This is a genomic window from Streptomyces sp. NPDC127100 (genome assembly GCF_042724095.1).
GTDB lineage: Bacteria > Actinomycetota > Actinomycetes > Streptomycetales > Streptomycetaceae > Streptomyces.
This window is the reverse complement of sequence record NZ_JBHXFL010000001.1, coordinates 427,578-446,082: the sequence shown is the minus strand read 5'-3', so window position 1 is coordinate 446,082 and position 18,505 is coordinate 427,578. Positions and strand designations below refer to the sequence as shown.

Genomic DNA, 18,505 nt, shown 5'->3' with positions numbered 1-18,505 from the left:
TGTTTCACGTGAAACACGCACACCGGGCATACAGGCGGCTATCCGCTGGAACCCCAGATGGTGCCACCACCGGGCCCATTGTTGCCGGGGTCGCCCTCCGTCGCACTCGTCGAGGGCGAGGGCGACGGACTTCCGTCCCCGCCGGCGGTGTCATTGCCGCCGTTCTTGTTGCCGTTGTTGTCCCCGTTCTCGCACTGCCAGTCGAAGACGCCACAGGTGTCAGTCGGCGTGGGCGACGGACTGGTCGGAGTCTGGCTCGGCGTCGGGCTCGGTGACGGGCTCGGCTTCTCCGTCTTGGAGGGCGTCGGAGACGGGCTCGGCGGCGGAGTGGCGTTGATGACCTCACCGATGGGTTCCGGAGTCGGGAACTTCTTCGCAGGCTGGCCCTTCAGGGCCTGCTCCATGTAGTCGTGCCAGATCTCCGACGGGAACGACGCACCGTGGATCTTGTCCTGGTCGCCCGTTCCGTACATCTCCAGGAACGTGCGGTTCTTGATGGACTCGTCGTCCGGGTAGCGGAACATGCTGATCGCGGTCGACAGCTGCGGGGTGTACCCGACGAACCAGGCCGACTTGTTGCCGTCCGTGGTACCGGTCTTGCCCGCCACCTCACGGCCCGGCAATTGGGCGTTGGAACCCGTGCCGTCCTCGACGACGGTCTTCAGGACGTCGGTGACGTTGTCCGCGACCTTCGCGGTGAAGGCCTGCTCGACCTTCGCCTTGTCTTCGTGCGAGTAGATCTGCTCGCCCTCCCGCACCACCTTCGTGACGGAGAAGGGAGCACGCTGCTTCCCGCTGGCCGCGAAGGTGGCGTAGGAACCCGCCATGCGGATCGCGCTGGGGTCCGAGACACCGATGGAGAACGACGGGTAATTGGTGCCCGTCAGACTGTCCTCCAGGAGGCCGGCGCTGACCGCGGCCTCCTTCACCTTGTCCAGACCGACGTCCATTCCGAGCTGCACATAGGCGGAGTTCACCGACTCCCGCATGGCCTCGCGCAGGTCGATCTTGTAGTCCGGCGGATCACCGAGCGAGTCCTTGCCGTCGTTCTCCTGGCGCCACTGCTCGCCCTTCTCGTTCGTCCAGATCGTCCCGTCGTAGTTCTTGATCTTGAGGTCGTTCTGGCCGCTGTAAAGGCTCTTCGGGGAGACGACCGTGCGCTCGTCCTGGGGCTGGTCCTCGGGGCCGTCGGGATCGCGTACGCCCCACTTCATCGCCGCCGCGAGCACGAACGGCTTGAACGTCGAACCGACCTGCGCACCGGTCACGTCGGCGTTGTTGGTGAAGTGCTTGGTCGCGTCGGCGCCGCCGTAGATGGCTTCGATGGCACCCGTCCCCGGGTTCACGGACGCCCCGCCGAACTGCACGTGGGTGTCGGTCTTGGGACGCTTCTCGGGCTTGATGTTCGCCTTGTAGACCTTCGTGACCGCGGCTTCGAGGTCCTGGACCTTCTTCTTGTCGAAGGTCGTGTGGATCTCGTACCCGCCCTGGTCCAGCTGGTCCCGCGTCGCGACGCCTTCCTTGATCAGGGACGCCCTGGCGAGGTCGACGAGGTAGCCGATCTGGCCGCCCAGCTGGGTGTTCGACCGCGGGTTCTGCACCGTCGGGAGCTCGGTGTACTTGGCGCGCTCCGCCTGTGCCAGGTGCCCGTACTCGACCATCTTGTCGAGGGTGTCCTGCATCTGCGTGAACGCGCGCTTCCTGTTGGCCGCGGGGGTGGCGGCCGGGTCGATCGACGTGGCACCCGCGGGGTCGTAGTAGGTGGCGCCCTTGAGGACGGCCGACAGCAGAGCGCACTCGCCGGGACTCAGGTCGACGGCGTCCTTGTTGAAGTACGCCCGCGCCGCGGCCTGGATGCCATAGGCCCCGCGGCCGTAGTAGGCGGAGTTCAGGTAGCCCTCGAGGATCTCGTCCTTGTCGACCTCGGCACCCACCTTGACCGAGACCAGGATCTCCCTGACCTTCCGGGACACCGTCTGCGACTGGTCCTCCAGCATCGCGTTCTTGACGTACTGCTGGGTGATGGTCGATCCACCCTGCGTCTCGCCGCCCCGGGCCATGTTGAACACGGCACGGGCGATGCCCTTGGGGTCGATGCCGCTGTCGGAGTAGAACGTCTTGTTCTCCTGGGAGATGACGGCGTTCTGCATCGCCTTGGGGATCTGGGAGAGCTTGATCACCTGGCGGTTGCGCTCACCACCGGTGGCGACCATCACCTCGCCGTTGGCCCAGTAGTACACGTTGTTCTGCGCCTTCGCCGTCTTGGCGACGTCGGGGATGCCGACCATGGCGTACGCGATGCCCGCGGCGGCCACCAGGCCGCCGAAGAACGCGATGCAGAGACCCGATACGAGCTTCCAGGACGGCACCCAGCGCTGCCATCCGTCCCGGTCGCCCCGCGGGTAGTCGATCAGCCGCTTCTTGCCCGAAGCGGTCACCCGGCCTCGTCCAGGACCACTCGCGGCGCCACCGGCCCGCCGACCGCCGCGGGCCGGCTCGGCCGCCCTGCGGCGACCGCCTCCGTTCCGTTGTGCCGCGCGCCGGGCCTCGGCACGGCCCCCGTAGGGACGCTCCTCGTCCTCCGGACCGTACGAGCCGGACGGAGACCCTGTGGCGCCTCGCGGTGCCGCGCGGCGGCCGGAGGACGAGCCGGACTGACCGCGTCGGGCCGCGGCACGTCCGCCTCCCTGCGGCTGCGGCGGTTTGCGACGGTGCTCGCTCATCGAACGACTACTCCTCGGGCAGGCGCACCTTTGCGCGCCTGGAAAAGGCGGCTGGTTTCCGGTCCCCCCGAAGTACGGATGCGGCCCCTACCGCATTCACCCGTACTGCACCGGGGACGAGGACGCCCCCACGCGTCACACGGTTCCCGGCAGTCTGCATGGCGCACAGACTACGCACCGCCAAAACCCCCGAGCTCCGAAGTTCACCTCAAATCAGGCAACTTGCTCACGATGAATCACCGATGTGATCCCGTTCACCAGTACACCTCTTGTCGCATGCGGAAGGTCGTTCTATCGTCGTGATGTATCGAGCCGATACATCAGCGCGGCATAAGGACGAGAGGAGGCGACGATGAGCCGGCGTTCCGGCATCCTCGAGTTCGCCGTACTCGGCCTGCTCCGCGAATCCCCGATGCACGGCTACGAGCTGCGCAAGCGGCTCAACACGTCACTGGGTGTGTTCCGGGCCTTCAGCTACGGGACGCTGTACCCCTGCCTCAAGACGCTGGTCGCGAACGGCTGGTTGATCGAGGAACCGGGGAACATCGGCGAGGCCGCCGCCTCCCTCACCGGGCGTCGCGCCAAGATCGTCTACCGGCTGACGGCCGACGGTAAGGACCACTTCGAGCAGCTCCTCTCGCAGACCGGCCCCGACGCGTACGAGGACGAGACCTTCGCCGCTCGCTTCGCGTTCTTCGGGCAGACGTCGCGCGACGTGCGCATGCGCGTGCTCGAGGGGCGGCGCAGTCGGCTGGAGGAGCGCCTGGAGAAGATGCGGGCCTCCCTGGCCCGCACCCGGGAGCGCCTCGACGACTACACGCTTGAGCTCCAGCGCCACGGAATGGAGTCCGTGGAGCGCGAAGTGCGCTGGCTGAACGAGCTCATCGAGAGCGAGCGGGCGGGGCGGGACCTGCGGGGTCCCGCCGCCGAGGGGACCGCTCAACAGGACACGACATCTGGAGCGACGGGCGGCCTGCCCCGGTCCGGGGACGACCCCCGGCCGGATACGCCCGGCGACACCGCCACGTGAGCGCCCAGTCAGGGCCTCACTCGTACACACAGGGAGCAACCGGAATGGGTTCGGTTCGCGTAGCCATCGTCGGCGTGGGCAACTGCGCCGCATCGCTGGTGCAGGGCGTCGAGTACTACAAGGACGCCGACCCGGCGTCCAAGGTCCCGGGCCTGATGCACGTCCAGTTCGGCGCCTACCACGTCCGTGACATCGAGTTCGTCGCCGCCTTCGACGTGGACGCCAAGAAGGTCGGCCTGGACCTCGCGGACGCCATCGGCGCCTCCGAGAACAACACCATCAAGATCTGCGACGTCCCGAACAGCGGCGTCCAGGTCCAGCGCGGTCACACGCTCGACGGTCTCGGCAAGTACTACCGGGAGACCATCGAGGAGTCCGCCGAGGCCCCGGTCGACGTCGTCCAGATCCTCAAGGACAAGCAGGTCGACGTCCTCGTCTGCTACCTGCCCGTCGGCTCCGAGGACGCGGCGAAGTACTACGCCCAGTGCGCCATCGACGCGAAGGTCGCCTTCGTCAACGCCCTCCCGGTCTTCATCGCCGGCACCAAGGAGTGGGCGGACAAGTTCACCGAGGCCGGCGTGCCGATCGTCGGTGACGACATCAAGTCGCAGGTCGGCGCCACCATCACGCACCGCGTCATGGCGAAGCTGTTCGAGGACCGGGGCGTCGTCCTGGACCGCACGATGCAGCTGAACGTCGGCGGCAACATGGACTTCAAGAACATGCTCGAGCGCGACCGCCTCGAGTCCAAGAAGATCTCCAAGACGCAGGCCGTCACCTCCCAGATCCCTGACCGGGACCTCGGCGAGAAGAACGTCCACATCGGTCCGTCCGACTACGTGGCCTGGCTGGACGACCGCAAGTGGGCCTACGTGCGCCTCGAGGGCCGCGCGTTCGGCGACGTCCCGCTGAACCTGGAGTACAAGCTCGAGGTCTGGGACTCCCCGAACTCGGCCGGTGTCATCATCGACGCCCTGCGCGCCGCGAAGATCGCCAAGGACCGCGGCATCGGCGGCCCGATCCTGTCGGCGTCGAGCTACTTCATGAAGTCCCCGCCGGTCCAGTACTTCGACGACCAGGCCCGCGAGAACGTCGAGAAGTTCATCAAGGGCGAGGTCGAGCGCTGACCGCGCCCGACTGAAGTCCGCTGAAGGTCCCTGGGTCGCACGACCCGGGGACCTTCGCGTATGTGAGGCTGTGCCCCATGGCCGTCGTCCGTGACCTGCGCGTCCTGCTGCGTCTGAAGGGGTTCCGGCGCCTGCTCGCCGTACGTCTGCTCTCCCAGGGCGCCGACGGCGTCTACCAGGTCGCGCTCGCCACCTACGTCGTCTTCTCGCCGGAGAAGCAGACCTCGGCCGCCGCGATCGCCTCCGCGATGGCCGTCCTGCTGCTCCCGTACTCCCTGGTGGGCCCCTTCGCCGGGGTACTCCTGGACCGTTGGCGCCGCCGCCAGGTCTTTCTGTACGGCAACCTGCTGCGCGCCCTGCTCGCCTCGGCGACCGCGGTGCTGATGGTCGCCTCCGTCCCGGACTGGCTCTTCTACGTCTCCGCCCTGTGCGTCACCGCCGTCAACCGCTTCGTCCTCGCGGGCCTGTCCGCGGCGCTGCCGCGCGTGGTCGACGCCGAGCGCCTGGTGATCGCGAACTCCCTCTCCCCGACCGCGGGCACCCTGGCGGCGACGGCCGGCGGCGGTCTCGCCTTCGTCGTGCGCCTCGTGGTCGCCGACTCCGACGCCGCCGTGGTGCTGCTCGGCGCCGCCCTGTACCTGTGCGGCGCGCTCGCGTCGCTGCGGATGGCGGTGGAGCTGCTGGGTCCCGACCGTGCACTGGTGCACCCCCGGCTGGCGTCCGCGCTCGCCGGCACGGCCCGGGACCTGGCGGCCGCCGTGCACCACCTCCTCGCGCCCACACGCCGGCGGGCGGCCTGGTCGCTCGTCGCCATGGCCCTGATGCGGTTCTGCTACGGCGCCCTGCTCGTCTTCCTGCTGATGCTGTGCCGGTACGCCCTCACGTCGGACACGGACGAGGGCCTCGCGCTGCTGGGACTGGTTTTGGGAGTCTCCGGCACCGGGTTCTTCGCCGCGGCGGTGATCACACCCTGGGCGGCCGGGCGACTCGGCACCGGCCGCTGGATGGCCGTGTGCGCGGGGGCCGCCGCGGTGCTGGTCCCGGCTCTCGGGCTGCCGTTCGCCACCGCGCCCCTGCTCGCCGCGGCGTTCGTCCTGGGGCTGACGACCCAGGGTTCGAAGATCGCGACCGACACGATCGTGCAGTCATCGGTCGACGACGCCTTCCGTGGCCGGATCTTCTCCGTTTACGACGTGCTGTTCAACGTCGCCTTCGTCGGTGCCGCCGCGGTGGCCGCGCTGATGCTGCCGCCTGACGGGCGATCGGTGCAACTGGTCGTCACCGTCGCCGCTGTCTACGGAGCAGTTGCGGTGACTATGGCCCGTTTTGACGCCCAGTAAGTGTCACATCAATGCCACAGAGCTCCACCGGACTACGGAGTTGTCAGCGCGGCCCGGTAACTTACGTGCGTCTTACTCGCGCCAAGTTCGCGTCATGCACCCATGTTTAGGGGGACCCCCAATGACCACTCCGCCGCCCCAAGGCAACCCGTTCGCGCAGGGACAGCCGCAGGCCCCGCAGCAACCCCAGGGCCAGAACCCCTACGCGCAGGGACAGCCGGGCTTCCCGCAGCAGCCCGGTCAGCCCGGCTTCCCCCAGCAGGGTGCACCGTACGCGCCGGTCCCGCCGCAGCCGGCCCAGCGCAAGGTCAGCTTCAAGACCATCAAGAACATCGTCATCGCGGTGATCGTCATCGGCGTGGCCGTCGGCGGTTACATAGCCAGCCGCGACGACGCCAACACGGCGGCCGTCGGTGACTGCATGCACCGCGGCAGCACCGACGACAACGACCCGGACCTCGAGGTCGTCGACTGCGCGGACTCGAAGGCCCAGTACGAGGTGCTGGCCAAGATCGAGGGCTCGTTCCTCACCGACACGATGGCGCAGAGCAAGTGCGAGGCCGCGGCCAAGGACTTCCAGTACGTCTACACCGAGAGCGGTGACGGCAAGGACTTCCTGCTCTGCCTGAAGGACTACAAGAAGTAGGGCAGCCACGTCGTCCGCGACGAAGGGGGCGGTGTTTCACGTGAAACACCGCCCCCTTCGTCTGCTCGCGTCACGTTTCACGTGAAACATGACGCGGGCCCGCGCTCAGCCTTCCTGGTCGGCCCACCACTTCTTGAGAGCCGCCACCGCGGCCTCGTGCCCCATGGGCCCGTTCTCCAGGCGAAGCTCCAGCAGGTACTTGTACGCCTGACCGACGACCGGCCCCGGCCGGACACCCAGGATCTCCATGACCTGGTTGCCGTCCAGGTCCGGACGGATGGCGTCCAGCTCCTCCTGCTCCTGGAGCTTCGCGATCCGCTCCTCCAGCCCGTCGTACGCCCGCGAGAGCGCGGCAGCCTTGCGCTTGTTGCGGGTCGTGCAGTCCGAGCGGGTCAGCTTGTGAAGGCGGTCGAGCAGCGGGCCGGCGTCCCGGACATAGCGGCGGACCGCCGAGTCCGTCCACTCGCCCGTGCCGTAACCGTGGAAGCGCAGGTGCAGCTCGACCAGGCGTGAGACGTCCCTCACCAGGTCGTTGGAGTACTTGAGCGCGGTCATACGCTTCTTCGTCATCTTGGCCCCCACCACTTCGTGGTGGTGGAACGAGACCCGGCCGTCCGTCTCGAACCGGCGCGTACGCGGCTTGCCGATGTCGTGCAGCAGGGCGGCCAGACGGAGAACCAGGTCGGGGCCCTCTGTCTCCAGGGCCATCGCCTGCTCCAGGACGATGAGCGTGTGGTCGTAGACGTCCTTGTGCCGGTGGTGCTCGTCCCTCTCCAGACGCAGGGCGGGCAGCTCGGGCAGGACATGCTCGGCGATGCCGGTGTCCACGAGCAGGGTCAGTCCCTGGCGGGGATGAGCGGAGAGGACGAGCTTGTTCAGCTCGTCCCGCACCCGCTCGGCGGAGACGATCTCGATCCGCCCGGCCATGTCCGTCATGGCCGTGACGACCTCGGGGGCCACCGTGAAGTCGAGCTGGGCCGCGAAGCGCGCGGCCCGCATCATCCGGAGCGGGTCGTCCGAGAACGACTCCTCGGGAGTGCCGGGAGTCCGCAGCACACGGGCCGCGAGGTCGGCGAGCCCGCCGTGCGGGTCGATGAACTTCTTCTCCGGGAGCGCCACGGCCATGGCGTTCACGGTGAAGTCCCGCCGGACGAGATCCTCCTCGATGGAGTCGCCGTACGACACCTCCGGCTTGCGCGACGTACGGTCGTACGCCTCCGAGCGGTAGGTGGTGACCTCGATCTGGAAGCCGTCCTTCTGCGCTCCGACCGTGCCGAACGCGATGCCGACCTCCCAGACGGCGTCCGCCCACGGCCGCACGATCTTCAGGACGTCCTGCGGCCGGGCATCGGTCGTGAAGTCCAGGTCGTTGCCGAGGCGGCCGAGCAACGCGTCCCGGACCGAGCCGCCGACCAGGGCGAGAGAGAACCCGGCCTCCTGGAAGCGGCGGGCGAGGTCGTCGGCGACAGGCGCCACCCGCAACGGTTCGCTCACCGCGCGAGGCTGCGCCTGACTCATGGCACTGGGGTTGACTTCGTTGGCGTTCGGCACAACAGGACAGGGTACGTGGCCTCGGCGGACGAGGTCGCCTCCCTCGTCCGTGCCCCCGGACACGCCCTTTGCCGGCTCACCCCTCATCTATAGAGGTACATACGGGGGCAGCCCGTGTCGCGGCCGATCTTGTGGCGTACTCCGCGGCACTTCCCCTCGGCGCGCATCGTTACCATGCGGGGACGCACATTCCGACGACCACTGACACGACGAGGGACGGGCGAGCGCGTGGCCGAGGCGGCAGACTTCCAGGGGACCAGTCCCTCACCTGCCCGCCGGTGGCTCCGGCGCACCGCGGCACTGCTCGCCGGCGCGCCCCTGCTGGCCGGCGTGCTCCAGCTGCCCGCCGGCTCCGCGTACGCCGACGGACAGGAGACGGCCCGGGCCGATTCGGACTCCGGATCGGTGGCCGTCGCCGTCGACTCGCTCACCCCGTCCGCCCCGACCGACGGGGACACGGTGACCGTGTCCGGCACCGTGACCAACCACGGCAAGCAGCCGGTCACCAAGGCCCATGTCGGACTGCGGGTGGGACCCGAGATCAACACCCGCTCGTCCGTCGACACGATCGCCAAGGACGGCACCGATCTCTCGGGATCCGTCCCTCCGGAGATCGACGACAAGTACACGACGAAGTTCGCCGAGCTCGCCCCCGGCGTCGCGGAGCACTTCAACATCTCCGTCCCGGTCGACGACCTGGACCTCGGCGAGGACGGCGTCTACGAATTCGCCGTCTCGCTCTCCGGGCAGACCTCGGCCCAGCCGTGGGAGCAGCTCCTCGGCATCCAGCGCACCTTCCTGCCCTGGAAGCCCGACGCGACCGGCCAGAAGACGAAGACGACGTATCTCTGGCCCCTCGTCTCGCGCACCCACATGGCGGCCGAGACGGGTCCCAACGAGGAACAGACGCCCGTCTTCCTGAACGACGACCTGGCCGAGGAGATCTCTCCCGGAGGCCGCCTGAACCAGATGGTCACGCTGGGCAAGGACCTCGACGTCACCTGGGTGGTCGACCCCGACCTGCTCGCCTCCGTCGACGCGATGACGGGCAGCTACCGGGTCCGCAACGGGGACGACACCGTCCGCGGCACCGATCAGGCGGTCGCCAAGCAGTGGCTCGCAGACCTCCAGGACGCGGTGGCCGACAAGGAGGTCGTCGCACTGCCCTTCGCCGATCCCGACCTCGCCTCGCTGGCCCACAACGGCACGAACATCGCCGGGTCACTGAGCCAGCTGAAGGAAGCCACGGACGTCGTCGACAACACGGTCACGCCGATCCTCCACGTGAAACCGAGCAAGGACTTCGCCTGGCCCGTGGAGGGCGCGGTCGACCGGTCGATCGTCAAGGTCGCCACCTCGGCGGGCGCCGACAAGGTGATCGCCCGCAGCGACAGCCTCCAGGAGACCAACGGCCTGCCGTACACCCCCTCGGCCGCCCGCCCCATCGGCGGCGGGATCACCGCCGTCGTCGCGGACGCCCGGCTGTCCACGGCTTTCGAGGGCGACCTCACGAAGGCGTCCTCGTCCACCCTCGCGGTGCAGCGGTTCCTCGCCCAGAGCCTGGCGCTGGGGCTCCAGACCGGCAAGCAGCGCAGCATCGTCGTCGCCCCGCAGCGCACGCCCTCCGGCAGCCAGGCCCGCGCGATGGCCGAGGCGCTGAGAGCACTCCAGGACGGCACCTGGTCGCAGTTCCAGAAGCTGTCGGAGGCCGCCACGGCCAAGCCCGACCCCGACGCCACCACCAAGGTGCCGGGCACCTCCTCGTACCCCTCCGCCCTGCGCAAGAGGGAGCTGCCGCGGTCGGCGTTCACGCAGATCGCGCAGACCCAGGACAAGCTCGACAACTTCAAGGTCGTGCTGTCGGACCCGTCCCGGGTGGTGACGCCCTTCGGACGGGCCCTGAACCGGGAGATGTCCGCGTCCTGGCGGGGCCGGGCCGCCGAGGCCGGGTCGTTCCGCGCCGGCGTGAGGGCGTACCTCGACGGGCTGACCGGGCGGGTCAGACTGATCGACAAGTCGGAGACGAAGCTGTCGGGCCGCAGCGCCACGATCCCCGTGACGGTGCAGAACAACCTGGTGCAGGACGTCGGCCCCCTGGTGCTGCGGCTCACCTCGACGAACCCGACGCGCCTCGAGATCGACGGCGCGGCCTACCAGGAGCGGCCGGTCTCCGTCTCCGGAGGCCACAGCCAGTCGGTGAAGTTCACCACGTCCGCCAACGCCAACGGCCGGGCCACGGTGATCGCCCAGCTGTACACGACGGACGGGCGGCCGTACGGCCAAGCCGTCACCTTCGACGTGAAGGTCACCGAGATCACGGCCACGGTGATGCTGGTCATCGGCGGCGGCGTCCTGCTCCTCGTGCTCGCCGGTTTCCGGATGTACACGCAGCGCAAGCGGGCTGCCGCCCGTGCGGCCGGCAAGGGCGACAACGGCGAGGGCCAGGAAGCCGGGAGCGACGAGGACGATCCCGAGGACCCCGATGCCCCCGAGAACTCCGGCGGCCCGGAGGCGCGTGCCACGGAGTCCGGGGCGCGCTCCCGGACAGGCGGCCCCGAGCAGCCGAGTGACCCGGCACCGGACACCGCAGCGGAAAACGCCGACCCTTCCGGCACGGGTGAGAGAGTGGACCGTTGAGGATGTCGTGGCCGGTCGGCCCGGGACGATGAGGTGGGGTAACCATGAACGCGCCGTACGACGGTGACCGCGGTGGGGCCGTGGACGGCTCGGGCCACCCCGAGGGCCCCGTGCCCGACCACGGCCGGACGCCGCAGCAGCCGCCCGCGGACATGTACCTCCAGGACGCCTACGACCAGGATCCCTACCGGGCGCAGGACCTGGCCGCCCAGGACCCGGTCTCCGAGGCGCTCTACGACCGCGCGGCACACCCGCCGCCGCCCCCGGGCACATACCCTCCGCAGCAGCCCTTGTACGGCCCGCCCGCCCAGTCGCCGTACGCCCCCGACCCACGCGTCTGGGCCCAGACCCCGGCACCCGAGCCGGAGGGCCCCACGCAGTACCTGCCGTACGGCGACGACCCGCGCACGACCCAGTTCGTCGGCGTGGACGACCTGGTCACCCAGGCCGGCGAGCAGCGTCACGAGCCCGACGCCTTCGCCCACCTGTTCCGGGACCAGCAGCAGGGGGGCGGCCACCCGTCCTACGACGACCAGGCGCCGGTTGCCTCCCCGGCGCCCGGCCCGGGCCAGTACGGCGCGGGACCGGACCAGTACGGCGGCCCCCAGGGCCCCGGCCCCTACGCGAACACCCCGGCTCCCGGCCAGTACGGTGCTCCGGCTCCGGGCCAGTACGGGGCCGGCGCTGCGGCCCCCGGGCCGTACGCGGCTCCCGCGCCGGGCCAGTACGCGGCGGCTGCCGCTCCGGAAGCGGCCGAGGCGCCCGTACCGGAGACCGAGTCCGCCGCCACGCCGGCCTCCGCCCCCAGGAAGGGCGGCCGTGCGGGCGGTCTGCTGAAGTCCAGCGCCGTGATGGCGGCGGGCACGATGGTGTCCCGGCTGACCGGGTTCATCCGCTCCGCCCTGATCGTCTCGGCACTCGGCGTGGGCCTGCTCGGCGACACCTTCCAGGTCGCCTACCAGCTGCCGACCATGATCTACATCCTGACCGTCGGCGGCGGCCTCAACTCCGTCTTCGTGCCGCAGCTGGTGCGGGCCATGAAGGACGACGACGACGGCGGCGAGGCCTTCGCCAACCGCCTGCTGACGCTGGTCATGGTGGCGCTCGGCGTGCTCACCGCGATCACGGTCTTCGCCGCGCCCCTCCTGATCCGGGTGCTGTCCAACCCCGTCGCCAGCAACCCGGCGGCGAACGAGGTGGGCATCACCTTCGTCCGCTACTTCCTGCCCTCGATCTTCTTCATGGGTCTGCACGTGGTGATGGGGCAGATCCTCAACGCCCGCGGCCGGTTCGGCGCGATGATGTGGACCCCGGTCCTGAACAACATCGTCATCATCGTCACCCTGGGGATGTTCATCTGGGTGTACGGAACCGCGGAGACCTCCGGGATGAAGGTCACCAGCATCCCGCCGGAGGGCCAGCGTCTGCTCGGCATCGGCGTGCTGCTGGGCCTCGTCGTCCAGTCCCTGGCGATGATCCCGTATCTGCGCGAGACGGGCTTCCGGCTGCGGCTGCGCTTCGACTGGCGGGGCCACGGACTCGGCAAGGCGGTCACCCTCGCCAAGTGGACGGTCCTGTTCGTCCTCGCCAACCAGGCGGGCGCCATGATCGTCATCCAGCTCTCCACGGCCGCGGGCACGGCGTCCCCCGTGGACGGCACCGGCTTCGCCGCCTACGCCAACGCACAGCTCATCTGGGGCCTGCCCCAGGCCATCATCACGGTGTCCCTGATGGCCGCCCTGCTGCCGCGGATCTCCCGCTCGGCGTCCGAGGACGACGGCGGCGCGGTCCGCGACGACATCTCCCAGGGTCTGCGCACGACGGCCGTCGCCATCGTGCCGGTGTCCTTCGGCTTCGTCTCGCTCGGCATCCCGATGTGCACGCTCATGTTCGGCTCCTCGGGCACCAGCGAAGCCACCAACATGGGCTACATGCTGATGGCCTTCGGTCTCGGCCTCATCCCCTACTCCGTGCAGTACGTCGTCCTGCGTGCCTTCTACGCCTACGAGGACACCCGGACGCCCTTCTACAACACGGTCATCGTGGCCGCGGTCAACGCTGCGGCGTCCGCCCTGTGTTACTTCCTGATGCCCGCCCGCTGGGCCGTGGTCGGCATGGCCGCCGCCTACGGCATGGCGTACGCGATCGGCGTCGGCGTCGCCTGGCGCAGGCTGCGCAAGCGGCTCGGCGGGGACCTGGACGGCACCCGGGTGCTGCGGACGTACGCCCGGCTGTGCATCGCGTCCGTCCCGGCCGCCCTGCTCAGCGGTGCCGCCTGTTACGGCATCGGCCACGCGCTCGGCCAGGGTGTCGTCGGATCGCTGGCCGCCCTGCTGGCCGGCGCGGCGGTCCTCTTCGGTGTCTTCTTCGTCGCCGCACGCCGGATGCGGATCGAGGAAGTCAACTCACTGGTCGGTATGGTGCGCGGACGCCTGGGACGCTGAGACCGGGGGTAGGCGCACAACCATCGTCCGTCCCCGTGTGTCGTGCATAGCGGCGGACTGTGGGCACAATTGGGTTCGGCGTCGGGCTGCGCGCATCGGAAGTCGGTCGGCGTGCATCGAATGGGGAGGCAGGAACGACGGTGGCGGAACGGAGCACAGCTGCCGTCGACGTGGCAGACAACAGCGGTGAGAAGCCGCTGACCGCACAGGCGGACCAGTCCACGGCCGACGGGGTGGCCAACAACCGGGAGCGGGACACGGACAGCGACGAGGCTCAGGGAAGCCCCAAGAGCGAGGAGTCCGGCAAGGCCTCGCCTCCCGAACTGCACAGCGGGCACAAGCTGGCCAGACGCTACCGCCTCGAGGAGTGCGTCACCCGTCTGGACGGCTTCAGCAGCTGGCGCGCCGTCGACGAGAAGCTCCGCCGCGCGGTCGGGGTCCACGTCCTGCCGGCGGACCACGCACGGGCCCGTTCCGTGCTGGCCGCCGCGCGCTCCGCCGCCCTTCTCGGTGATCCGCGTTTCGTCCAGGTGCTGGACGCCGTGGAGGACAACGACCTCGTCTACGTCGTCCACGAATGGCTCCCCGACGCGACCGAACTGACCGCGCTCCTCGCCGCCGGACCGCTCGACGCGTACGACGCCTACCAGATGGTCAGTCAGGTGGCGTCCGCGATGGCAGCCGCCCACCGCGAGGGCCTCGCCCATCTGCGCCTGAACCCCAACGCGGTGCTGCGCACCTCGACGGGCCAGTGGCGGATTCGTGGACTGGCCGTCAGCGCCGCACTGCGGGGCATCAGCTCCGACACGCCGCAGCGCACCGACACCGAGGCCATCGGCGCCCTGCTGTACGCCACGCTCACCCAGCGCTGGCCGTACGAGAGCGACGCCCACGGCATGGCGGGCCTGCCCAAGGACATCGGCCTGATCCCGCCGGACCAGGTACGCGCCGGTGTCCACCGCGGCCTCTCCGAGCTCGCCATGCGGGCGCTCGTCAACGAGGGCGCCACCGCCTCGCGCCACGAGTCCCCGTGCACCACGCCGGAGGAGCTGGTCAAGGCGATCGGCGAGATGCCCCGCATCCGCCCGCCGGAGCCGGCGTTCACCGCGCCGCCCGCGTATCAGCACACCTCGTACCAGCAGGGCACCTACGGCCGTCCGGCACCGCACCCCGGCATCACCCAGCCGGTGCCGACCCCGCCGCCCCCGCTGCAGAGCCGCACCGGCAAGGCGCTGAAGTGGACCGTCTCCGCCCTGCTGATCGCCGCACTGGGCCTCGGCAGCTGGCAGCTGGCGGACGCGCTCATGGAGCGTGGTGGCAAGGCCGACGACCAGAACCGGACCCAGACCACGGACACCGACGACAAGAGCCCGAAGATCCCGGTGTCCGGCAAGCCGGTCGCCATCAGCGGTGCCCGGGACTTCGACCCCTTCGGTGACCAGTCCGAGAAGCCGTCCGAGATAGAGAAGGTCTACGACGGCAGCCCTTCGACGTACTGGCAGACGGACTACTACCTCAGTTCCGACTTCGGCCGCCTCAAGTCGGGGGTGGGCGTCATCGTGGATCTCGGCAAGGTCCAGCAGGTCGGAAAGGTGACTGTCACCTTCGTCGGCAGTACGTCCGTCGAACTGCGCAGCGCGGGCGCGGACGCCACCGCGGAACCGGCGTCGTTCGACGCCTACGACAAGGTCGCCGAGGGCTCCGGAACGACGGTGGAGCTCAAGCCCGACAAGGCTTTCCAGAGCCGGTACCTGCTGGTGTGGCTCACCGATCTGCCGAGGCAGGCGGACACCGGGGAGTGGCGCGGCCGACTGGCGGACGTCAAGGTGACCAGCTGACGGCATCTGCCGCGAGGAGAGGTGTTGGATGGCCGACGCCACGAGTGGCGAGGGCGTGACCGATCAGGACCTCCTCGCCCGGCATGTGGAAGGTGATCCCGACGCCTTCGGTGAGCTCGTCCGCCGTCACCGGGACCGGCTCTGGGCAGTCGCCCTGCGCACCCTGGGGGACCGCGAGGAGGCCGCTGACGCAGTCCAGGACGCGCTCGTCTCCGCCTACCGGGCCGCGCACACCTTCCGGGGGCAGGCGGCCGTCACGACGTGGCTGCACAGGATCACGGTGAACGCCTGCCTGGACCGTGCCCGCAAGGCCGCCTCCCGCAAGACCGCCCCGGTCGACGACGCCGAACGCCTGGAGCAGCTGCTGGAGCCGCACGAGTCCGCGTCGGCCCCCGCCGAGCGCAACGACCTGCACCGCCAGCTCGTCGAAGCCCTGGGCACTCTGCCGGCCGATCAGCGGGCGGCTCTCGTCCTCGTCGACATGCAGGGCTATCCCGTGGCCGAGGCCGCACGGATCCTCGACGTACCGGTCGGCACCATCAAGAGCCGGTGCGCCCGTGGCAGAGCCAGACTTCTGCCGCTGCTCACCCACCTGCGCCCGGAGGGCAACGGTGGCGACGAGAAGCCCGGCTCCGAGCGGAACCGGACGCGGGGCGCATCCGTCCCACCCGCAGCGGGACCGCACCGGACGGGCCCACCGGAAGCAGGCCAGAGCGATTCAGCCGCAGTGAAGGGCGGAGGTGGACGAGCGTGACGTCGTCGACGACAGAGACGGCCGGGCATCCGGACGTCGCGGAGATCTCCGACCTCGCCGAAGGCATCCTCCCGCCCTCGCGGACCACGGACGTACGACGGCACCTGGAGACCTGCGAATCCTGCGCGGACGTGTACGCGTCGCTGGAGGAGATCCAGGGTCTGCTCGGCACGCTGTCGGGGCCGCAGCGGATGCCCGATGACGTGGCGGCCCGCATAGACGCCGCCCTCGCCGCCGAGGCACTGCTGAGTCCGGCCGCTCCGGCGACGTCGACAGCCGCTGAAGGCGAGAGCCCCGTCCCGGACCGCGCGCAGGTTTCACGTGAAACGTCGGCGGCGAACCGCCCCTCCGGGCGCGCCCGGACCGCCACCACCGGCCCGGGTCGCAAGGACCGCAGGCGGTACGGACGGCGCAGGATCGCCGTCCTGGGGGCCGTGGCCGCGGCGGCCGCCCTGGGGATCGGCTCCGTGATCGTGTCGTCGGTCACGGGAGGCAGCCCGTCCGAGGACACGGCCCAGGGGCAGCAGACCGCCCCCGTGGACACCTTCGCCGAGGCGAAGCTGCAGAAGCAGGTCGCCGGCCTCATCGCCGACGGACAGAGCCCGCGGAGCGGCTCGCGTACGCCGCGCAGCTTCGGCACGGAGTCCGAGACGGAGAACCACGTCTTCACCCAGCCGACCGTTGTCGTTCCCGAGTGCGTCCAGAGGGCCATCGGCCGCGACGAGGCGGCGCTCGCCACGGAAGAGGGCGTCTACAAGGGCAAGGAAGCCCTGCTCGTGGTGCTGCCCGACGCCCTCAACGACAGCCGGGTCACCGCCTACATCGTCGACTCGGCCTGCGTGGCCCAGCCCGCCGTCGGCAAGGCCACCGTGCTTCTCCAGCACTCCTACGCACGTCCCTGAGGCACCCGCCCCCCTCGCCCGCCGTGTGCCCGGACACAGCGGGAATGCACGCCCCTTAGGATCCGTTGGGTGGGGTGAGAGCACCGACAGAAGCTCTACCCGGCATCGAAGACGCAGTCCAGAGACGAGGAATCAAGCCGTGAGCGACGTCCGAAACGTGATCATCATCGGCTCCGGGCCCGCCGGCTACACGGCGGCGCTCTACACCGCGCGCGCGTCGCTGAAGCCGCTGGTGTTCGAGGGCGCCGTCACCGCGGGCGGCGCGCTGATGAACACCACCGAGGTGGAGAACTTCCCGGGCTTCCAGGACGGCATCATGGGCCCCGAGCTCATGGACAACATGCGCGCCCAGGCCGAGCGCTTCGGCGCCGAGCTGGTGCCGGACGATGTCGTCGCCGTGGACCTCACCGGTGAGATCAAGACGGTCACCGACACCGCGGGCACGGTCCACCGGGCGAAGGCCGTCATCGTCACCACCGGGTCCCAGCACCGCAAGCTCGGCCTTCCGAACGAGGACGCCCTGTCCGGCCGTGGCGTCTCCTGGTGCGCGACCTGCGACGGCTTCTTCTTCAAGGACCAGGACATCGCCGTGATCGGCGGCGGTGACACCGCCATGGAGGAGGCCACGTTCCTCTCCCGGTTCGCCAAGTCCGTGACGATCGTCCACCGCCGCGACACCCTGCGCGCCTCCAAGGCGATGCAGGAGCGTGCCTTCGCCGACCCGAAGATCACGTTCGTCTGGGACAGCGAGGTCGCCGAGGTCCAGGGCGACCAGAAGCTCTCGGGACTGAAGCTGCGCAACATCAAGACCGGTGAGCTCTCGGACCTGGCGGTGACCGGCCTGTTCATCGCCATCGGCCACGACCCGCGCACCGAGCTCTTCAAGGGCCAGCTCGACCTGGACTCGGAGGGCTACCTGAAGGTCGAAGCCCCCTCGACCCGCACCAACCTGACCGGCGTCTTCGGTGCCGGTGACGTGGTCGACCACACCTACCGGCAGGCGATCACCGCCGCCGGCACCGGCTGCTCCGCCGCCCTCGACGCCGAGCGCTTCCTCGCCGCGCTCACCGACGAGGACAAGGCCGAGCCCGAGAAGACCACTGTCTGACCCCCATCCGCCTCCCGCACCAACCAGTTAAGGAGCCCGCCGTGGCCGGCACCCTGAAGCAAGTGACAGACGACTCCTTCGAGCAGGACGTCCTCAAGAGCGACAAGCCCGTCCTGGTGGACTTCTGGGCCGCCTGGTGCGGACCGTGCCGCCAGATCGCACCGTCCCTCGAGGCGATCGCCGCCGAGTACGGCGACAAGATCGAGATCGTCAAGCTGAACATCGACGAGAACCCGGGTACGGCCGCCAAGTACGGCGTCATGTCCATCCCGACGCTGAATGTCTACCAGGGTGGCGAGGTCGCCAAGACCATCGTCGGCGCCAAGCCCAAGGCCGCGATCGTTCGCGACCTCGAGGACTTCATCGCCGACTGATGTTTCACGTGAAACACGAATGGGCCGGCCC

The 18,505-nt window shown here is 69.7% G+C and carries 13 protein-coding genes; 11 read left to right on the top strand and 2 right to left on the bottom strand.

All coding sequences use genetic code 11. The features are described from left to right. Positions 1-38 precede the first annotated feature (38 nt). Positions 39-2,723 carry a transglycosylase domain-containing protein gene (locus ACFWJB_RS02125; RefSeq protein ID WP_386919697.1) on the bottom strand — a complete coding sequence of 895 codons (2,685 nt, stop codon included), beginning with the start codon at positions 2,721-2,723 and terminating at the stop codon, positions 39-41. A 352-nt stretch (positions 2,724-3,075) separates the two neighbouring features. On the opposite strand from ACFWJB_RS02125, the gene ACFWJB_RS02120 reads away from it, so the two are divergent. The 4 genes from ACFWJB_RS02120 (at position 3,076) to ACFWJB_RS02105 (ending at position 6,866) form a co-directional block, all read left to right on the top strand. Further along, the gene (locus ACFWJB_RS02120) at positions 3,076-3,753 is read left to right on the top strand and encodes a PadR family transcriptional regulator (protein ID WP_385459269.1); all 678 of its coding nucleotides are present in this window, start codon (positions 3,076-3,078) and stop codon (positions 3,751-3,753) included. A gap of 44 nt (positions 3,754-3,797) precedes the next feature. Further along, a complete protein-coding gene (locus ACFWJB_RS02115) occupies positions 3,798-4,880 on the top strand; it encodes an inositol-3-phosphate synthase (protein ID WP_386919694.1) in 1,083 nt (360 codons plus the stop codon). Positions 4,881-4,957: 77 nt separating this feature from the next. Further along, the gene (locus ACFWJB_RS02110) at positions 4,958-6,220 is read left to right on the top strand and encodes an MFS transporter (RefSeq protein ID WP_386919692.1); all 1,263 of its coding nucleotides are present in this window, start codon (positions 4,958-4,960) and stop codon (positions 6,218-6,220) included. Between the two features lie 121 nt (positions 6,221-6,341). Further along, the gene (locus ACFWJB_RS02105; RefSeq protein ID WP_385459275.1) at positions 6,342-6,866 is read left to right on the top strand and encodes a hypothetical protein; all 525 of its coding nucleotides are present in this window, start codon (positions 6,342-6,344) and stop codon (positions 6,864-6,866) included. Positions 6,867-6,971: 105 nt separating this feature from the next. On the opposite strand, the gene ACFWJB_RS02100 is transcribed toward ACFWJB_RS02105, so the two are convergent. Continuing rightward, a complete protein-coding gene (locus ACFWJB_RS02100; RefSeq protein ID WP_385459277.1) occupies positions 6,972-8,417 on the bottom strand; it encodes a CCA tRNA nucleotidyltransferase in 1,446 nt (481 codons plus the stop codon). Between the two features lie 228 nt (positions 8,418-8,645). On the opposite strand from ACFWJB_RS02100, the gene ACFWJB_RS02095 reads away from it, so the two are divergent. The 7 genes from ACFWJB_RS02095 (at position 8,646) to trxA (ending at position 18,474) form a co-directional block, all read left to right on the top strand. Next, entirely contained in the window at positions 8,646-11,054 is a 2,409-nt protein-coding gene (locus ACFWJB_RS02095) for a DUF6049 family protein (protein ID WP_386919689.1), read from the top strand. Positions 11,055-11,098: 44 nt separating this feature from the next. Further along, the gene (gene murJ / locus ACFWJB_RS02090; RefSeq protein ID WP_386919687.1) at positions 11,099-13,498 is read left to right on the top strand and encodes a murein biosynthesis integral membrane protein MurJ; all 2,400 of its coding nucleotides are present in this window, start codon (positions 11,099-11,101) and stop codon (positions 13,496-13,498) included. A 140-nt stretch (positions 13,499-13,638) separates the two neighbouring features. Continuing rightward, positions 13,639-15,336: a protein kinase family protein gene (locus tag ACFWJB_RS02085; protein ID WP_386919685.1), complete on the top strand. Its 1,698-nt coding sequence runs from the start codon at positions 13,639-13,641 to the stop codon at positions 15,334-15,336. 28 nt (positions 15,337-15,364) lie between these two features. Further along, on the top strand, positions 15,365-16,090 hold the full coding sequence (sigM, locus tag ACFWJB_RS02080; protein ID WP_386919683.1) for an RNA polymerase sigma factor SigM: 726 nt from the start codon (positions 15,365-15,367) through the stop codon (positions 16,088-16,090). Next, on the top strand, positions 16,087-16,992 hold the full coding sequence (locus tag ACFWJB_RS02075; protein WP_386919681.1) for an anti-sigma factor family protein: 906 nt from the start codon (positions 16,087-16,089) through the stop codon (positions 16,990-16,992). The genes sigM and ACFWJB_RS02075 overlap by 4 nt, the downstream gene beginning before the upstream one ends. 139 nt (positions 16,993-17,131) lie before the next feature. Beyond that, positions 17,132-18,100 carry a thioredoxin-disulfide reductase gene (gene trxB / locus ACFWJB_RS02070; protein ID WP_385459289.1) on the top strand — a complete coding sequence of 323 codons (969 nt, stop codon included), beginning with the start codon at positions 17,132-17,134 and terminating at the stop codon, positions 18,098-18,100. Positions 18,101-18,141: 41 nt separating this feature from the next. Next, on the top strand, positions 18,142-18,474 hold the full coding sequence (trxA, locus tag ACFWJB_RS02065) for a thioredoxin (protein ID WP_063482508.1): 333 nt from the start codon (positions 18,142-18,144) through the stop codon (positions 18,472-18,474). Positions 18,475-18,505 lie beyond the last annotated feature (31 nt).